Raw genomic sequence first — 18,146 nt, 5'->3', positions numbered from 1 at the left:
ATTCCCCCTTATATCGTAATACGCTCTCCATTTATATAGAAAACGTTTTCATAATTTTATCAAAAATCTGACTTTAATTTAAGACGATATGCAAAAAAAGCGTGTTATCAATCAATAAAAGGACTGACAACACGCAGAATACTTTTAAATAATTTCTTTATTCTTCAAATATTCGATAATAGTATTTACTGATTCTTCTACACTTTGATGTTCAGTATTAATCGTAATTTCTGGTTGATGTGGTGCCTCATATGGCGCACTTATACCAGTAAATTCCTTAATTTCACCAGAGCGCGCTTTTTTATAAAGACCTTTAGGATCACGTTGTTCACATGCTTCCACGCTACACTCTGTGTAAACTTCAATGAATTCTCCATCTTCTAAAATTTCACGAACTTCATCACGATCAGCTCTGTAAGGCGAAATAAATGCTGTTATAGCAATTGTTCCTGCATCTACAAGTAATTTACTTACTTCACCAATGCGTCGAATATTTTCCTTACGGTCTTCTGGACTAAAGCCTAAATTCTTATTTAAACCATGTCTAACATTATCACCGTCTAATCGATAAGAATGCTTTCCTAATTGGAACAAAGCTTTTTCAAGTTCTACTGATACAGTTGATTTTCCAGATCCTGATAATCCTGTAAACCATATCACTACACTTTTATGACCGTTTTGTTGTTGTCTATCTGACTTAGTAACTTCAGAATCATGCCATGTAATATTACTTGATTGACTCATGCTAAATCCCTCCGAATTAATTTTGTTTTAACCCTTTGATTAAGACTTCAGCTACTTTAGGTCTAGAGAATTTTGTAGGTAGTGATTCACCATTTCTAAGCTTTTCTCTTACTTTAGTACCACTTAAATGTACATGCTCTGATGCGTCGTGTGGGCATGTTTTAGCAGTAGCCATGTTGCCGCATTTTTCACAATAAAATGCATGTTCAAATTTCAATATTTGAATATCTAGTTCATCTTCAAATTGAGAAATTAATTCTTGTGCTTCATACGTGCCATAATAATCGCCCACACCTGCATGGTCACGTCCAACAATAAAATGCGTACAGCCATAGTTTTTACGTACTGTAGCATGTAGAATTGCTTCACGTGGACCAGCATAACGCATTGCGGCAGGATAGATGACTAAGCGCGCTCTATCTTTAGGGAAGTAGTTCTTTAAGATAGCTTGATAACTTTCCATACGAACGTCCGCTGGAATATCATCTGATTTCGTTTCTCCTACTAATGGATTAAGTAAAAGACCATCTACAATTTCTAATGCAGATTTTTGGATATATTCATGCGCACGATGCACAGGATTTCTTGTTTGGAATCCAACGACAGTCTTCCATCCTAAATCATGGAATAATTGACGTGTTTCTGCTGGGTCTAAATGGAAATCAGAGAACTCATCATGTTTAGGTCGATTAATTAATTGAATTGGTCCAGCAAGGTAAACATTCCCTTTGTCATAAACTTTTTTAACACCTGGATGTGCCTCGTCAGTCGTACCATACACATTTTGAGCTTCTTTTTTCTTATCATATGTGTACTTTTCTTCTAATTTCAATGTGCCGTATAATTCGCCATCTTCACCGTATAATGCGATGTCATCACCGATTTCTAATTTATCCGCTTCTTCTTCGGTAACAGGTAGTGTAATCGGAATACTCCACACTAATCCATTTTCAAGATGTGTATCTTCAACAACTTTAGTGTAGTCAGCCTCACCCATAAATCCTGTTAACGGACTAAACCCACCAATTCCGATTAATTCTAAGTCAGAAATTGACCATGGATTTAAAGTAATCACTTTATATGATTGTGCTGCTTCTAAAAGATGATCTCTTTCTTCACCTTCTACTACGCGGTTAATTAATGTACCACCATGTGGTTTAATCGTATAATTAATAATCTGTTCATGTGTTGTCATTATTGATAACTCCTTTTCCAATTAATTAGATTAGTTTACTCGGTTTTATTTTCAAGAAAAAGACAATTTTTTGTTGCGAATCACAGTGATAATAACAAGTATCACAATCGCACAAATAATTGCGAATCTTACAATATTTGAAATTGTGTCATCGTGAACGAAATAAGTCATTAATGCATTGCTATTTGTGAAGATGATTAAGCCACCAACACAAATGGCTAGAATATTAATTGGTAATATCTTTGTTAAATATGCAGAGATAGGCGCTGCAATCATACCGCCGACACTTAACGCAATAACAAACCACCAATTAATCTGAGTAATACCTAAGAAGATGATGAAACTCAATGACGTTGATAATGTTACAAAAAACTCACTCGCCGATACAGTACCAATTGCATATCGTGGTTGGATCTTATGACTAGCCAATAATAAAGGTGTATTTACTGGTCCCCAGCCACCTCCACCAATTGCATCTAAGAATCCGGCGATAGCACCTTGAGGCACAAGTTTGAAACCACTCAACTTACCAACATGTGTATGAATTTCTCTATTTCTTTTAAATAAAAATTGATACAAAATATATATACCCATTGAAAGTAAGAACAATGCGATATATGGCTTAATATAATCTCCATGTATTTGTGTAAGTAGACCTGCACCAATAAATCCACTTATAGAACCTGGAATAGCTAACTTTAACATGGTGGGCTTATGCACATTCTCAAATTTCCAATGTGATGTTCCTGATGCAGCAGTCGTAGCTATTTCTGAAAAATGTACAGTCGCCGATACAATGGCCGGTGCAATCCCATAAGTTAATAATATTGATGATGATGAGGCACCGAATCCCATGCCAAGTGAACCATCAACAAGTTGGGCTAAAAAACCAGCTAATGCAAATATAAATAATTTTCTCATATATCACATGCCCCCTGACATTAAACTTGTGATTGAAGCCATCGCTTGAATTCTTTTTGTTTCCCCTCATCCAAATAGTCCTCAGATAATACATGTTGTAATAACGCTTGCTTTCTAGATGGCTCTATCGTTGATGCTTTAATAAGTTGTCTACTTTCATATAAAAAATCGATATAACTTTCATAACGTTCATCGTAGGTATCTTGCAATGTCGATATAATTTGTCGACCTAGTTTAGGACTTGCACCATCTGTAGATACACTAATAGTCAATTTGCCACGTCTAAGCATACTAGGAAACGTCACATTCCCCGCAGAAGCATCTGCAGCGTGATTTAATAATGTACCTTCTGGCAAACTATCTTTAACATGTTGATTTACCTCTGGTTGATTTGTCGCAATAATAACTAGAAATGCGTGACTAATATCTTGTGGTTCAAACATTTTTTCAGCCCAAGTCAATCGCTGTTGCTGAAATAAAGTATGTAATTCTTTGGTGATTGAAGGACTAACAATATGAACATGAGAACAGTATTCAACTAATGACTTTGCTCGTCGAGTTGCTACCTTCCCACCACCAACAATGACAATCTTTTTATTTTGTAAATCAATCATAAGTGGCATATTGCTCATATTGTATCCTCCTTTTATGATTATTCTTTCTTATTTTTAATAATTAAGGTAAGGTCATTTCTAAATCCGTAGTTTGTTCTTTAAACCAACTAATTTTTTGTCGCATTTGGACAACATCGCCAATAATAATCATAGCGGGATTTTTTATTTCTGACGCTTTTTCAACGATGTTACCTAACGTACCATCAATTGTTTTTTGAGAAGTCGTCGTTCCTAAATGAACAAGTGCGACAGGCGTGTCTATTGATTTACCATGTTCAATAAGTAGGTCACAAATTTCTGGTAACCGTTTAACACCCATATAAATACAAAGTGTTTCTGGACCATGCGCTAAATGTGCCCAATAATCATCTTTAGACATACCAGGTTTATTAACTGCTGTCACAAAAGCAACTGACGAACTATAATCTCTGTGCGTGACAGGAATGCCTGCATAAGCTGGTGCAGCAATACCCGAAGTGATACCAGGCACAATCTCAAATGCAATCTGATGTTGCGCCAAGATTTCTGCCTCTTCACCACCTCGGCCAAAGACAAACGGATCACCACCTTTTAAACGAGTGATAACATGTCCTTTTTTCGCTAAATTAACCAACATTCGATTCGTTTCTTCTTGCGGTAATGAATGTCTATTCGGGTCTTTGCCACAATAAAAGAACTTTGTCCCCGGTTTAGCTAAATCTAAAATGTCTTTATTGACTAGGCGATCATATAAAATCACATCTGACATTTGAATGGCTTTCATACCTTTGATAGTTAATAAATCAGGATCACCAGGTCCTGCTCCTACTAAATACACTTTCCCCATGTTGTCACCCCCGTTTAAAACAACTTATCTCAAACTTTAACTATGGAAGTCTTGTCCTCCATGAACTTTAGCAACAACACCTGAACGTATGACAAAGTCACCAAAATGCTCACCTTCAAGACGTTCTTTACCATAATCCATAAGAATTGGACGTAGACTTTCAAGTATTTCTTGTTCTCCGATATTCTCTTTGTACAATTTATTTAAGCGTTCACCTTTGAAGCCACCGCCTAAATACATATTATATTTGCCAGGTGCTTTACCTATAAATGCAATTTCTGCAAGTGCTGGTCTAGCACAACCATTTGGACATCCAGTCATACGGATTGTGATTTCTTCATCATTCACACCCGCTTCATCTAATAAGTCTTCAATCTTAGAGATTAATGATGGTAAATAACGTTCTGACTCAGCCATCGCTAATCCACATGTTGGGAACGCAACACATGCCATCGAATTACGTCTTAATCCCGTATAATTTTTACCATCTGTTAAACCATACTGATCGATAAGATTTTGAATTTCTTCTTTTTTCTCTGAAGTTACATTTGCAATAATTAAATTTTGGTTAGGAGATAATCTGAAGTCGCCCGTATGTGTTTCTGCAATTTTTCGTAATGCCGTTTTTAATTGATAATCTTCTGTATCTTTAACACGTCCATTTTGAATGAATAATGTATAATTCCAAACACCTTCGTCGCCCTCTATCCAACCTAGACGATCGCCATTATGTTCGAATTCAAAATCACGTGCTTCTTCAATTTCCCAACCTAAACGTGAATTTAGTTCTTCAACAACTTTATCCACACCTAAGCGGTCAACTGTATATTTGAATCGTGCATTTTTACGGTTCTCACGATTACCATAATCACGTTGAATTGTTAAGATTTTCTCACAAACATCAACGACTTGTTCTTTAGGAACGAAACCAGCTAAACGACCAACTTGTGGGTACGTATCTGTATTTCCGTGCGTCATACCCATACCGCCACCAACTGTGACATTAAATCCGACGAGTGTTTCATCTTCAACGATACCGATAAGTCCGATGTCTTGTGAATAAACATCAATATCATTAGATGGTGGTAAGGCGATACCAATTTTAAACTTACGTGGTAAATATTTCTTACCATACATTGGTTCAATTTCTTCTGAAGAATCTAATACTTTCTCTCCATCTAACCAAATTTCATGATAGGCATTGGTCTTAGGTAATAGATGGTCACTGATTTTAGTTGCATAATCATTAATCTCTTTATGAATATGAGATTGATATGGATTAGGATTACACATTGTATTACGATTCACGTCCCCACATGCCGCGATCGTATCAAGTACAGACTCATTAATTTTCTTCATAGATGTTTTTAAATTTCTTTTTAAAATGCCGTGAAATTGGAAAGTTTGACGTGTTGTTAATTTCAGCGTCTGGTTGGCATAATTATTAGAAATGTCATCCATGGCAATCCATTGTTCAGGTGTAGCTGTTCCTCCTGGTAGACGCACGCGAATCATAAAGCTGTAAGCTGGTTCTAATTTCTGCTTACGACGTTCGTCACGTAAATCTCTATCGTCTTGTTGGTAACTACCATGGAATTTCAATAATTTAGTGTCATCATCTGAAATAACACCAGTAAGTGGGTCTGCTAAGCCTTGCTCAATTGTCCCACGTAAATAATTACTTTCGTCTTTTAAATACTCTAAAGCATCTAGCTTCTTATCAAGTTCTTCTGACATTTGCTTATTTGTCTTAGCCATTAAGTACCACCCTTTCTATTAGTACACATCGCGTTGATAACGTTTATCTTTTTTCATTTGTTTAAGGTAGGCTTCAGCATCTTCTTCAGATAAGTTTTGTTCTTTCACTAAAACATTGCGGATAGCTTGATGTACATCTTTCGCCATATGTTTTTCATCACCACAAATGTAAATCGAAGCACCTTTTTGAAGCCATTCATTAAATTCTTTACTATGTTCAGCAATACGATGTTGGACGTATACTTTTTCATCCGTGTCTCTTGAGAATGCAACATCCATTTTACCTAACACGCCGTCTTTCAACCATTCTTGCCATTCCGTTTGATATAGGAAGTCTGTGGTAAAGTGTTGATCACCAAAGAATAACCAAGTATTACCTTTAAATCCATGTTCTTCTCTTTCTTGCATGTATGCTCTAAATGGTGCAATTCCTGTACCAGGTCCAATCATAATAACTGGTGTGTCACCCTCTTTAGGGAATTTGAAGTTTGGATTGCGTTTCAAGTAAATTGGAACAGTGTCACCTGGTTGAATACGTTCAGCAAATTGAACTGAACATACACCTGAACGGTCACGTCCGTGTGAGTTGTATCTAACAGCACCAACTGTAATATGCACTTCATCAGGTAACGCTTCATAACTACTAGATATTGAATATTCTCTAGGTGGTAATTTTCTTAATAATTGATATAAATTTTCTGGTTGAAGTTCTGTTGTCGCAAAGTCATTTAATAAGTCGATTAAGTCACGACCTTCAATGTAACTTTGAACCCATTCATTATCTTCAACTTTTTCGTTAAGTTCTTCATTTTCAAAGAATGACGCCGCATTGATAAGAAGCGGTTTCGTTAACTTCGTAATTTCAAAATGAGTTGTTAAGGCTTCTTCTAATCCTAATGTATCCCCCTCATCTGAAATTTGAACTTGATCATTCGGATCCCAACCTAATGTGCTAATTAATAAATCAACTAAAGCTGGGTCATTTTGAGGTAGAACGACTAAACAGTCTCCTACTTCATAATCTTCACCGAAATTATCTAATAAGAATTCAATATGTCGCGTTTCTTTATTAGAACCTTGTCCATTAAGGTTAATGTTCTCTAGAACTTCTGCTTGATATGGATTAGCTTTAGAGAATTTATTTTCTTTCGCAGATTTAATTGATTCACTTACAATTTGTTCATTTTGAGTGCCTTCTGGTGCAGTATCAATCGCATTGATTACATTTGCCATCCACTTTTCAGCGTCTTCTTCATAATCAACATCGCAATCCACACGGTCATATATACGTTCTGCACCTAATTCATCTAGCTTTCTATCAAAGTCACGACCTGTTTGACAGAAGTATTCATACGTTTGATCACCTAATGCGAGAACTGAGAATCTCACACCTTCAAGTTTAGGTGCCTTACGACCATGAATGAACTCATGCAATTCAGCTGCATTATCAGGTGGATCCCCTTCACCTTGAGTAGAAGTGATGATAAATAAATCTTCAACATTTTTAAGGTTTTTAGGTTTAAAGTCGTCCATTGCTTTCAATGTCACGTTATGACCTATATTTGATAAGCGTTCTTCAAATATTTCAGCTAACCCTTGTGCATTACCTGTTTCAGAACCATATAAGAGTGTAATTGCTCGTTTCTCCGGCGTGATGACAGGCTCGTTTTGTTGAAGCATCGCTTCTGTGCCTTCAGTTAGACCATTTGCATTTGTTGAACTTGAACCTGTTTGTGATGGTACAGTTCCATTTGACGTCAATTGTTGATTAGCAACTAAGTATCCACTTAACCATACCTTTTGTTCAGGTGTAAGTGTTTGTATGAGTTCATTAATTTGTGCCGCTTGTCCTTCTGTAAAAGGACTATTTGTAACACTTAAATTCAATTGTATCCACCTCTTATTCCGTAAAATAACAATCATTTTATAAAAGCTTTATACTACTTTTATTATGTAAGAAATATGTCCGTCTGTACACTATTTATTGTCGGACATATTTTAAAGGTTTTGCTCAAAACATATCAGAATACTATGTTTTATAGTTAAAAAATTTTATCCAAACGCATTATGGTTTATCAGCAACATGTAAGCCACATTCTGTTTTATCGAAATTCGACCAACGTCCTGCTCTAGAATCCTCTGAGTCAAATACAGGAGCGGTACATGGGATACAACCAATACTAGGATAATGTTGATCATGTAATGCATTATAAGGTAAATCATGTTTCTTAATATAGTCCCAAACTTCATCTTCCGTCCAGTAAATTAAAGGACATACTTTCACTGATTTGAAACGCTCATCTTTATTAATAAAGTTCGTATTTGCACGTGTTGGTGATTGGTCTCGACGTAAACCTGAAACCCAAGCAACAGCGCCACCTAGCACTTCTTCTAAAGGTTTAATCTTTCTTATATAACAGCATTGATTAGGATTATTCTTCCACAATGCCGGATTATATTTGTCCGCTTGTTCCTCAAGCGTTAAATCAGGTTTCTTCATTTCAATACGAAGTTTTGGAAAGTGTTCTTTCACTCTATCTATCAAGTCATACGTTTCTTGGAAATGTAAATCCGTATCTAGAAAGACAATTTGTGCATCTGGCTTAATTTGGTAAATCAAATCAATTAAAACCATACTTTCCGCACCAAAACTACATGAATAAACAATGGAATCACCATATGTGCGATACGCCCATTCTAATATTTCATAAGCGCCTTTAGTTGCATCGTCAGTAGAAATAGAATCAATGAAAGGGTCACCTTCAAAATTCTCATACGTAATTGTCGGTACTGACATAAACTTATGGTCCCCCCTAAAATTTCACAAATTTATTAATCTAATACCTATCAGAATTGTCAGAATAATATGTTACTACTTTATCGAGATTTTGCTATAAAGTCAAGGTTCTGAGGAGAATTATATAAAGAACGAGGGAGTAGGACATTGTTTCCATTTTGCATCCGCCACACTCCCTAAACGTTTCAACTTTTCACTAGTAATGATTCTCTGGAATACACTGAATCAAAGCAATTTTACCATTCTTTGTAGTTACTAAAATTTCAAAACCATTATTTTTCACAGTATTATAAGTATAACTTCCAGCATCATTATTTTTATCATAATCACTGTATTTATCAATAAATGTTTGTTCATCAACATTCAAAGGTGCTACACCAATCTCACGAACTACTTCTTTATTACCTTTCAATTCATAGGCCACTGCTAAATTTCCATAAATGGTATAAAGATAATCCATCCCTGTTTTATGAAAGACACGATTTGAACTTCCGTACCGTTTCTCCACTTCCGCTCTAGTCATGCCAGGTTTAATTCCCATGTAAGAATCCCTTGTATCCTTTTGCATAAATGACTTATGGAAATCCTCACTCATAACATCAATTTTAGGTGCTTGTGAATGAGTTGCATCTTTGTCTTTTTCATCTTCACTTTGTTTCGATTTTTGCTTTTCTGCTTTAATAGGATCGTTAGACACTTTACCTTCTTCTGTTGTGTCTTTATCTTTCTTCACATGGGTCGTCGTTGTCGCAGTTTGTTTTGGCTGTTCCTCTTCTTTTAAAAAGAAATGATAATAAGCAAAACAACAACTGACTATAATACCAATAACGACTAAGCCGACTAATTTAAATGGCCAAATGCTTGTCTTACGCTCAGCTACTTCATATTGTGACTCAATTGAATCGCCTTCAAATATGCGTAAATCATTGCCACATTTACTACAAAATCGTTGCTCTTTAGTTATTTTATTACCACATCTAGGACAAAAATTCATGATATTACCTTCCTTCACTTCATGTTGCTAAATCTAAGTAGTTGTTGTGAATTTAGGTCTCTTATTTATTTTGACACCTACATTATATTTAATTTTAAATTAAGCAGTAACGATTTTCTATAATTTTTTTATATAAATTTACCTAAAAAAATAAAGCCGAAGAAAGCTTAATGCCTCTCGACTTCAATCTCATTATTCTTCACCTTTATCTCTATCATCATATCGCATTTGTTGTCGGTAACCATAAGTACTTTCTTTGATGAGTTGATCATTTAATAATCCGGCACCAATTGCACCCGCAACCGTAGAAATAGATGCAACAAACCAAGGAATGCTTAGATAGAGATCAATTCCAGCCGGTCCTTTTAAACCTACCTGTTGCCCTAAGAAATCAGATGGTAATAACACCAATTCTGCAATTAAAAATAATGTGTAGAGAATAATGTAATAAATGATAATAGCTACAAAGAGCGTCATCACTGTAGTTAAGTTATATAACCATGTAATTCGTTTATTACGACTTTGTTTAACAGATTCCCACAAATCATGAGACATCATAATCCAAAGTAACATACCTAAGACAGCAATAATCGATATACCAAATAGACGCCACATTGAGAATTCCATACTCATCTGCCACATCGTTGTAAATATTAAGCCAAATGCACCAGTGGTAAAAGCAATTGCCACGATATTACTAAGGCTTGCCATCATATTAAGGGGATTATTCGCAAATGTCATACCACTCACAAGCCGAACCATTCCCATTGACCTAGTATTAGATGAATAGCGTAAATGATCATTACCTGTTTCATCTAAATATACTTCAGTCTTTTCTATTTTAGACAATGGAAATTGTTTGTTAACAGCATATGTTACATTATCATTGTCATCATAATCATTCTTTTCAGCTTCAGAATGATGTACTTCATTAATTATCGCAACTATGGCGTTCTTAAAACGTTTCTTAACTGGACGCCAACCAAAAGCAGGATAAGAAAAAACAGCAGCGCCATTCTTCTTATTAATGTCCAATGCTAACACTCGTTCATTATGAAACATAGGTAAATCTGTAATTGCAACGACATAATCCCATTGTCGCTTATCATGATAATCTTGTATCTTTTTAAAAATTTTGCCAACAGATTCTGCATAGCCTGTCAGAGGATCAACCACGAGATCCACTTCCCAGTCATGTTGGTTGTTATTCTGGTGAGATAGGATATTTGGAATATCATCTATTAAACTCTCAGCTAATTTTTCTGTAACACCAGGGGCTACAACTAAACCGATTGTTTTAGCTTCATTCATGATTCATCCTCCTCTCTATGATCTTGTTTTTTACCTTCATACTGTTCATCATTACTTTCCTTGTTAGATGAAGATTGTTCAACGTCATGTTGTGATACATCTTGTGATTGTTGTTCTTTCTTCTCTTTTTCCTCTTGTTGTGCTTCTTTATAACGATGATATTGGCGATAAGAATACGTAATTCGACGTATCTTCTCTTCATTCTCTACAGTTGAACCCATTGCACCGGCTAACAACCCGAGCGAAGATACAAACCATAATAATTTCAAATAATTTATAAATGTAAAGTCGGGATTTGCACTCGTCCAACTATTAAATAAACTTACAGGTACAAATAATGAAATACTTATTGATAGTAATAGGTATAAAACTACGTAATTCATCAATGTAATGATGACTAAGGTCAGTAATGTCGTCGCGTTATATACATAGCGATAAACACGTTGAGACTTTGCTGTTTTTTCTTCAAATAATTGATGTGCGTATAATAACCATCCGGCCATACCCAATATAGAAATAATCATTAAGACAATAAATCTTAAGGTTGAATATTGAACACTTAACTCCCATGGCATAGAGAAGATAGAAACATAGGTTCCTGTCGCAAATGCAACGGAAATTATCTTCTTAAAATTAAACAAATTCTTCCATGGCTCATTCGCTCGTGTTAAACCTAAAATCAGTTGCAACCATCCTAATATGAAATAGCGATTAATATAACGTCTTTTCGAACTTTCATCTTCTCTAGGATCAACAGCTTTAGGTTTAATCAGTGGGTGCACTTTGGGGCGTTCTTTCGTATTATTGTGATATAACTGTTCAACTAGTGCTGTCATACTCTTCACTAACTTACGCTCTAAATTAATCCAACCTAACGCAGGTAATGAAAGCATAGAAACTTGCTTTTCACTATTAAAGTCACTAATCACAACTTTATTACCTGAGATACTTGGTAAATCTGTAATACAGATAACGAAATCCCAATCATATTCTTCCTTCAATTCTGCAGCTTTATCTATACTCTCATGTACATCCTCAGCAGATCCTATTAATAAATCGACTTTACTCTCGAAATGCCATTTATCCACATCACTGATCCGTTCATGCAAATGCTGTTGGATCTTTGGTATCGCATTATCGACGAGCTTATGTGCAACGCCTGGCGATGGCACTAATCCAATCGTATAGGTCATGATTAACCTCCTTCCTCTTCTAATATTTGCTAAGTTAACTATTGTTTTTTTTGAAAAAAAGTATTAATTAACGGGGTCAAAATTATGCAATGTTCATTTTATGATAATAATAATACTTTTTGCAATAATATTAGTTAATATTATTATATTAATTTATTTCACATTAACTTTAATGAATCACTTCACAGTCTTGACTTCTAAAATTAAAAATACTAAATTAAATATATAGTATAAAAATATGCACTAGGGGTGTTTACAAACTGAGATGGAGTCTTACTCCGAACCCTTTGAACCTGAACTAGATGGTACTAGCGTAGGAAAGTGTGGACGAAATCGTAGATAACTTGATTAAGGTCTAGATATGTCATGCCTTATTTCATATAAACTCACATCTATCATTTACGTAACTTTTCTATAGTGAAGGTTGCGTATTTTTTACTTTAAAAAAGTGACAGAGGTGACCGCCAGACAATTTTATCATAGTAGCGAAAATGTCATGTTGAAATAAGCATTGTCTGAGAGAAGCTTAGACTAGAAATATTGTAGAAAATTCATTTTATTTATCCAATTTATTTATCCATATAATAGAAATTAACGTAAAGTCGGTGATGCTAACTTAGGGGCGTCACCGACTTCTTTATTGCAATTAAAAAGAGTGAGACATTCGTCTCACTCTATAAACGACTCAACTATTAATATTTATATGGGTCGTTATCTTTTTTATCTTTCAATTTGTCCGCTTCATCACGTACAAAGTCGTTATCTTTATGATGATGTCGATCTTTATCAAAATCATTTAAATCTTTATGTGCTTCATCTTGATATCTATCACTACGAGAACCAAATTGACTACGTTCTTCATTGTCATGATTATGATTGTGCTCTTGATTTTGATTAAAATTATTGTCTTTACGGTCATCTGAAGACCACTCTACATCATTACGACGGTTAAAGTCTTCATTTGAACGATGTAAGTCATCACGACGATTAGACTCTTGATAATCATTACGCTCTAAATTAGAACGGTTACGTTTATTGTCATAACGATTGTTATCATTGTGATTTGAAAGGTCATGACTACCATTATGAACATCATCATTAGAATAATGTTCTTTAATATCTCTTTGTTCCTTCGCTTTATCTTCTTCATCTAAGATAAACGCATTGTTTTGAGCGTTAACATCTTTATCATCATGATGATTGTCACGACGATTGTTATAGTCATTATCACGGTCGTGTTCACGGTGTGCGTTATGATTGTGACGATTGTCATTAAACTCATTGTTATGACGATCGTTATATCTGTCATCATGACGGTTATCACGATCATAATCGCGTCGGTCATCATTTTGGTCATCATGACGGTTGTTATCATGATCATGATTACGACTATTATTATGGTTGTTATTATCATAATAGCCATTAGCATAACTATCTTTTTTCTTACCTTTTCTTACAAGTAGCATAATACCAGCTACGATCCAAAGAATAACACTAATCCAGTTAGACATTAATGCAATTAGACCTGCAATAATTAGTAAGATACCTGCAATTTTAGGTTTTTTACTAATTAAAATACCGCCAATAATTGCTAAAATTAGTGAAATTACAGCACCCCAAGTTAAGAAACTAAAGAAACTACCTAAAACATCAATACCTTGATTCAATTCTGAAGTAGATACTGAGTTACCTTGCTTTTGAGATTCACTAATCATTTGATCTTTAAAGTTACTATTTCCCATTAAAGGTTTAAGAACTAAGAACATGATTGCAGCTAATGCTTGCAATACAACCCCTAACCAAGTAAGGATATGTTCGACTGTGCGTTTAATCTTGTTATTTTGTGTGTAATGTGATGTATAATCGTTTGTTTGATTAGCCATTTTTACGCCTCCTTTTTTTGTTGTATACCCTACCGATGATTAGGTTACACTTAATTTTTAAAAAGTATGGCAAATTTCTAATACTTGATTTAGTGATACCGATTAACAATCATGTAATAAATACGCGATGTAATCCAATACATTAAGGCATACATAGCAACAATCGAAATAATAACACCGACATAACTTGTCACAAACACACCAACATGATTAACATTCAGAATACCTAACACGTTATATATTATTTTTGAAGCAAAGATGACATGAATCGTAGCGACAATAATTGGCAATGCAAATATCCATATAATTTGTTTATTAATGGTATCTTTAATTCTGTCATTATCTATACCAACGTGTTGCATAATTTGATAGTTCTTACGATCCTCATATCCTTCTGCAACATTTTTATAATACATCATTAGAAATGTGCCAATAAATAAAATGATAGACACTACCGTTCCAATAAAGATAAGTCCTCCATTAATTTCATATAATGTGCCCGCCACTTCTTTTTTATCATCAATACTCACTTTATAGCGTTGCATTAATGTATTTTTCAACTTATCAAAGTCAGATGTATGCTTTGTCATGATATTAAAATGCATAAATGTATTTTGAACTTTCTGTGTGCCGTGATGGTCGTTCTTATCAGCATTGACATAATAATTGGTTAATTGTTGGAATGTCTTATCATCTGGAGTAATAATAGTTAACGATCCTGGAACTGGATAGGAATAGTTATGACCATCTATTTGTTTAATATTAAATTGGTCCCCCATCATTGTTGCAGTTCTTAATTTTTTAAAAGGTTGATTTAAACTTTCAAATCCTAATTCCCCATGTCTCAACTTAACCTTCTTCGTGTTTAACTCATTATAATCGTGTTGTGTCATAATCACGAGATAGGCACTATTAATCGTCATATTATAATCTTTATTATTGCGATGTTTAAATAATCCTGGTTGTTTGTAATCCACCGCAATCAGTGAAACTGCATTCTTTTTAAAGAAATCAACTTTAGCATGATCTTTAATATCACGTTCCAAACGACGCACTTTCTCCTGCGTCTTCTTATTATTGTGAAGATTTCCATCTATTGAAACTCTATATTGATCCGACATAATAGAATCGACCTGATCCGATATCCCTCGATAAGTTGAAATCGTCATACCCACAGTAACAATTAGAAATGTACATAACATCGTGATGCTTGCAAGTCCAATCGCATTTGAATTCATCCTAGACTGCAATCCTGAAATGGTAAAAAAGTATTTGGGATTATAATACATTTTAGGGATTCGTTTTAACCAATCTAATAGTAAAACGCCTAACGATAAATATAAGCAATATGTCCCAATCATAACCAAGCCAATTGCACCGAACAAATCATATAACGAGCGTAATACCATTTGATTAGAGAGCGCAATGTGATAACTGCTAAATAACGTAACAATTCCAATAACTAGTAATGCGTATAATACAAATTTGGGTAACTTTCTTTCAGCTCTCTGACGTTGATGTATTAATTTAATAGGACTTTGGAATAATATTTTTAAATTGTTAATCAAGAATAAAAATAACATCACCGCTGCTAAAATAATTAAAGTAATGCACATCGCTTTCACATTAAAGGGATAATCTAATAGCGACATGCCCGTTTGATGCATCAATCTATTCATAAGCATAAAGATTAATACGCCAAAGAGATAGCCACCAGTTATACTGATAAGCGCAATTAAAACATATTGATATACCATCTCGATGAGCATAATCATCCGGAAATGTTTCTTCTCCATTCCGAGTATCATGTTCATCGCAAGTTCCTGTTGACGTCGTTTCATCATGAAGCGGTTAGCATATAAGATAAATATAAAACCCAAGACACTCATAAAGAAATTTCCTACACCAATAAATATAGGTAATAGCTGACTTCGTTTTTGGACGTAGTCATTCATATTTAAAGATAATAGAATGAATTCCGTTGCGAACATGATGCTCAGTGCTAATATAAAAGGCATGATCACATGTCGCTGCATCTTGAAGTTTTGAGCAATCATCTTCCAGAGCATATGTATGGTCATGTTAGTACCCACTTTCATTCAGAATAGCCAAACTATCAGCGATACGCTTTTGAAAATCTTGTTGCGATTCTTCCCCTCGGTAAATTTCATGATACAAACGTCCATCTTTAATAAATAATACTCGTTTAGCATAAGACGCATCGATAGTTGAATGAGTTACCATTAATATCGTTTGCGTATTATCATTAATTTCTCGAAACAGCGTCATGATTTGTTTCGAAGTCTTAGAATCGAGCGCACCGGTCGGCTCATCGGCAAGCAGTAAATCCGGTTCATTGATTAAAGCTCGACCAATCGCAATCCGTTGTTGTTCTCCACCAGAAACTTGATACGGATATTTAGAAAGTAATTTCTCTATACCTAATTTAGAACTTAGCGCATTCATACGCTGTTCCATTACTTTATGTGAACGGTTAGCAAGCACAAGTGGCATTAAGATGTTATCTCGATTCGTCATAGTTGGTAAGACATTGAAATCTTGAAAAACAAAGCCAAGGTTATCACGACGGAAATGCGCAATTTGCTTATTACGTAGCTTACGAATATCTTGATTGTTAATAGTGATGTTGCCTTCAGACACTTTATCAAACGTTGCAATTAAGTTTAATAATGTGGATTTACCTGAACCCGACTCACCCATAATGGCTACAAATTCTCCCTTATCAACTGTAAATGAAATGCCATTCAGCGCAGTAGTCGCATTTAACCCCCTGCCAAACGTTTTCTTTACATTTTTAACGTCTAATAACATTGCTTCACCCTCGCTCTCTTTAATTATTTTTTATAAAATGGCCACAATGAAATGTAATCCAATAATTGAAAAATAGCAGACCTCAGGTTCCTTTTGTTATCTCTATCATAAAACAAAAAAACGCCAACAACATTGATAATTTCTTACAAATGTTGTTGGCTAGCTTACAATATTGAAAGTTTAATTATTTTTCGGAAAATAAATACTAAATGCCGTACCTTTGTTCAACTCAGACTGTACATCTACATAATGATGTAAATGTTGAGAGATATGTTTAACAATAAACAATCCAATGCCTGATGAATTAGCATTCAATCGACCATTATATCCTGAATAGCCTTTATCAAAGATCTTCGGTAAGTCAGCTTGACTAATTCCGACGCCATTATCACGAATAGTCAATACTTGCTGTTGTTGGTCAAACGCAATCCAAATATCTTTGCCCCGTGCATACTTCAATGCATTATTAAGAATTTGTTCAATCATTATTGAACACCATTGTGCATCAGTCAGAACTTCATCCTCACACCGTTCATAATGAATCTTTGTCTTCTGATCAATAAATTGAATAGAATATTTCATAATTAATGGACGGACAAGGTCATTAATCTTCACTTTTGAAAAGGACATATCCGTTTCCTGGTTCATCAATTTTAAATAACTTAACGCTAAACTTGTATAATTATCAATTTGAATAATTTCTTGCCGCACTCGATTGACGACATTATCTTCATTACGCTCTAACAACAATTTAGATGCTGTAATAGGTGTCTTCATTTGATGAACCCATGTTAAGAAGTAATTCTCCACATTAGCTTGATATTCAGTCTGATCACTTTTTACCTGTTGCAATTCATGCTCTAGTTCATGAATAGTATCTGCCATCTGTACTTGTTCTTTAAATCCACTTAATTGAACTAACCAATAAATTATCATGATGAATAGCATAATTCCGGCGCCTAATAGAAACGCACTCAATGGCAGATTAAATAGAAAGAAGATAAGTAAGAATAATAATATACATGTAATAACTATAATGATTTCATTTAATATCGATTTAATAAAAGCTTTCAGCATA

General features: G+C 34.6%; 15 protein-coding genes and 1 riboswitch. All 15 genes read right to left on the bottom strand.

The window, feature by feature from the left end:
- Positions 1-144: 144 nt before the first annotated feature.
- Positions 145-744: an adenylyl-sulfate kinase gene (gene cysC / locus AC1RRU_RS04590; RefSeq protein ID WP_016930655.1), complete on the bottom strand. Its 600-nt coding sequence runs from the start codon at positions 742-744 to the stop codon at positions 145-147.
- A 16-nt stretch (positions 745-760) separates the two neighbouring features.
- Entirely contained in the window at positions 761-1,939 is a 1,179-nt protein-coding gene (gene sat / locus AC1RRU_RS04585; protein WP_016930654.1) for a sulfate adenylyltransferase, read from the bottom strand.
- 51 nt (positions 1,940-1,990) lie between these two features.
- A complete protein-coding gene (locus AC1RRU_RS04580; RefSeq protein WP_037570965.1) occupies positions 1,991-2,860 on the bottom strand; it encodes a sulfite exporter TauE/SafE family protein in 870 nt (289 codons plus the stop codon).
- Positions 2,861-2,880: 20 nt separating this feature from the next.
- Complete coding sequence (locus tag AC1RRU_RS04575) at positions 2,881-3,492, bottom strand: NAD(P)-binding protein (RefSeq protein ID WP_037570966.1); 612 nt, start codon at positions 3,490-3,492, stop codon at positions 2,881-2,883.
- Positions 3,493-3,535: 43 nt separating this feature from the next.
- Positions 3,536-4,300 carry a uroporphyrinogen-III C-methyltransferase gene (cobA, locus tag AC1RRU_RS04570; RefSeq protein WP_493196458.1) on the bottom strand — a complete coding sequence of 255 codons (765 nt, stop codon included), beginning with the start codon at positions 4,298-4,300 and terminating at the stop codon, positions 3,536-3,538.
- A 36-nt stretch (positions 4,301-4,336) separates the two neighbouring features.
- On the bottom strand, positions 4,337-6,058 hold the full coding sequence (gene cysI / locus AC1RRU_RS04565; RefSeq protein ID WP_493196457.1) for an assimilatory sulfite reductase (NADPH) hemoprotein subunit: 1,722 nt from the start codon (positions 6,056-6,058) through the stop codon (positions 4,337-4,339).
- A gap of 18 nt (positions 6,059-6,076) precedes the next feature.
- Positions 6,077-7,945, bottom strand: coding sequence for an assimilatory sulfite reductase (NADPH) flavoprotein subunit (locus AC1RRU_RS04560; protein WP_493196456.1), 1,869 nt, complete (start codon positions 7,943-7,945; stop codon positions 6,077-6,079).
- Positions 7,946-8,123: 178 nt separating this feature from the next.
- The gene (locus AC1RRU_RS04555; RefSeq protein ID WP_011274739.1) at positions 8,124-8,855 is read right to left on the bottom strand and encodes a phosphoadenylyl-sulfate reductase; all 732 of its coding nucleotides are present in this window, start codon (positions 8,853-8,855) and stop codon (positions 8,124-8,126) included.
- A gap of 196 nt (positions 8,856-9,051) precedes the next feature.
- Positions 9,052-9,849: a zinc-ribbon domain-containing protein gene (locus tag AC1RRU_RS04550; protein WP_037558328.1), complete on the bottom strand. Its 798-nt coding sequence runs from the start codon at positions 9,847-9,849 to the stop codon at positions 9,052-9,054.
- A 192-nt stretch (positions 9,850-10,041) separates the two neighbouring features.
- Entirely contained in the window at positions 10,042-11,160 is a 1,119-nt protein-coding gene (locus AC1RRU_RS04545; RefSeq protein ID WP_037570972.1) for a hypothetical protein, read from the bottom strand.
- Positions 11,157-12,353 (bottom strand): 5,10-methylene-tetrahydrofolate dehydrogenase, encoded by a 1,197-nt coding sequence (locus AC1RRU_RS04540; protein WP_033079698.1) that lies wholly within the window; start codon positions 12,351-12,353, stop codon positions 11,157-11,159. Before AC1RRU_RS04540 ends, AC1RRU_RS04545 begins: the two co-directional genes overlap by 4 nt.
- A 235-nt stretch (positions 12,354-12,588) precedes the next feature.
- A riboswitch (TPP riboswitch) is annotated at positions 12,589-12,690 on the top strand.
- A 355-nt stretch (positions 12,691-13,045) separates the two neighbouring features.
- Complete coding sequence (locus AC1RRU_RS04535) at positions 13,046-14,236, bottom strand: DUF4064 domain-containing protein (RefSeq protein WP_016930646.1); 1,191 nt, start codon at positions 14,234-14,236, stop codon at positions 13,046-13,048.
- An 89-nt stretch (positions 14,237-14,325) separates the two neighbouring features.
- Entirely contained in the window at positions 14,326-16,317 is a 1,992-nt protein-coding gene (locus AC1RRU_RS04530) for an ABC transporter permease (protein ID WP_016930645.1), read from the bottom strand.
- A gap of 1 nt (position 16,318) precedes the next feature.
- Positions 16,319-17,068, bottom strand: a complete 750-nt coding sequence (locus tag AC1RRU_RS04525; protein WP_016930644.1) for an ABC transporter ATP-binding protein — start codon at positions 17,066-17,068, stop codon at positions 16,319-16,321.
- A 180-nt stretch (positions 17,069-17,248) separates the two neighbouring features.
- Positions 17,249-18,145 (bottom strand): sensor histidine kinase, encoded by an 897-nt coding sequence (locus tag AC1RRU_RS04520; protein WP_016930643.1) that lies wholly within the window; start codon positions 18,143-18,145, stop codon positions 17,249-17,251.
- Position 18,146 lies beyond the last annotated feature (1 nt).

This window comes from Staphylococcus sp. GW821-FHT11H10, from assembly GCF_058807855.1.
Note: the sequence above shows the minus strand (reverse complement) of the source record. Positions and strands in the feature narration are given on the sequence as shown.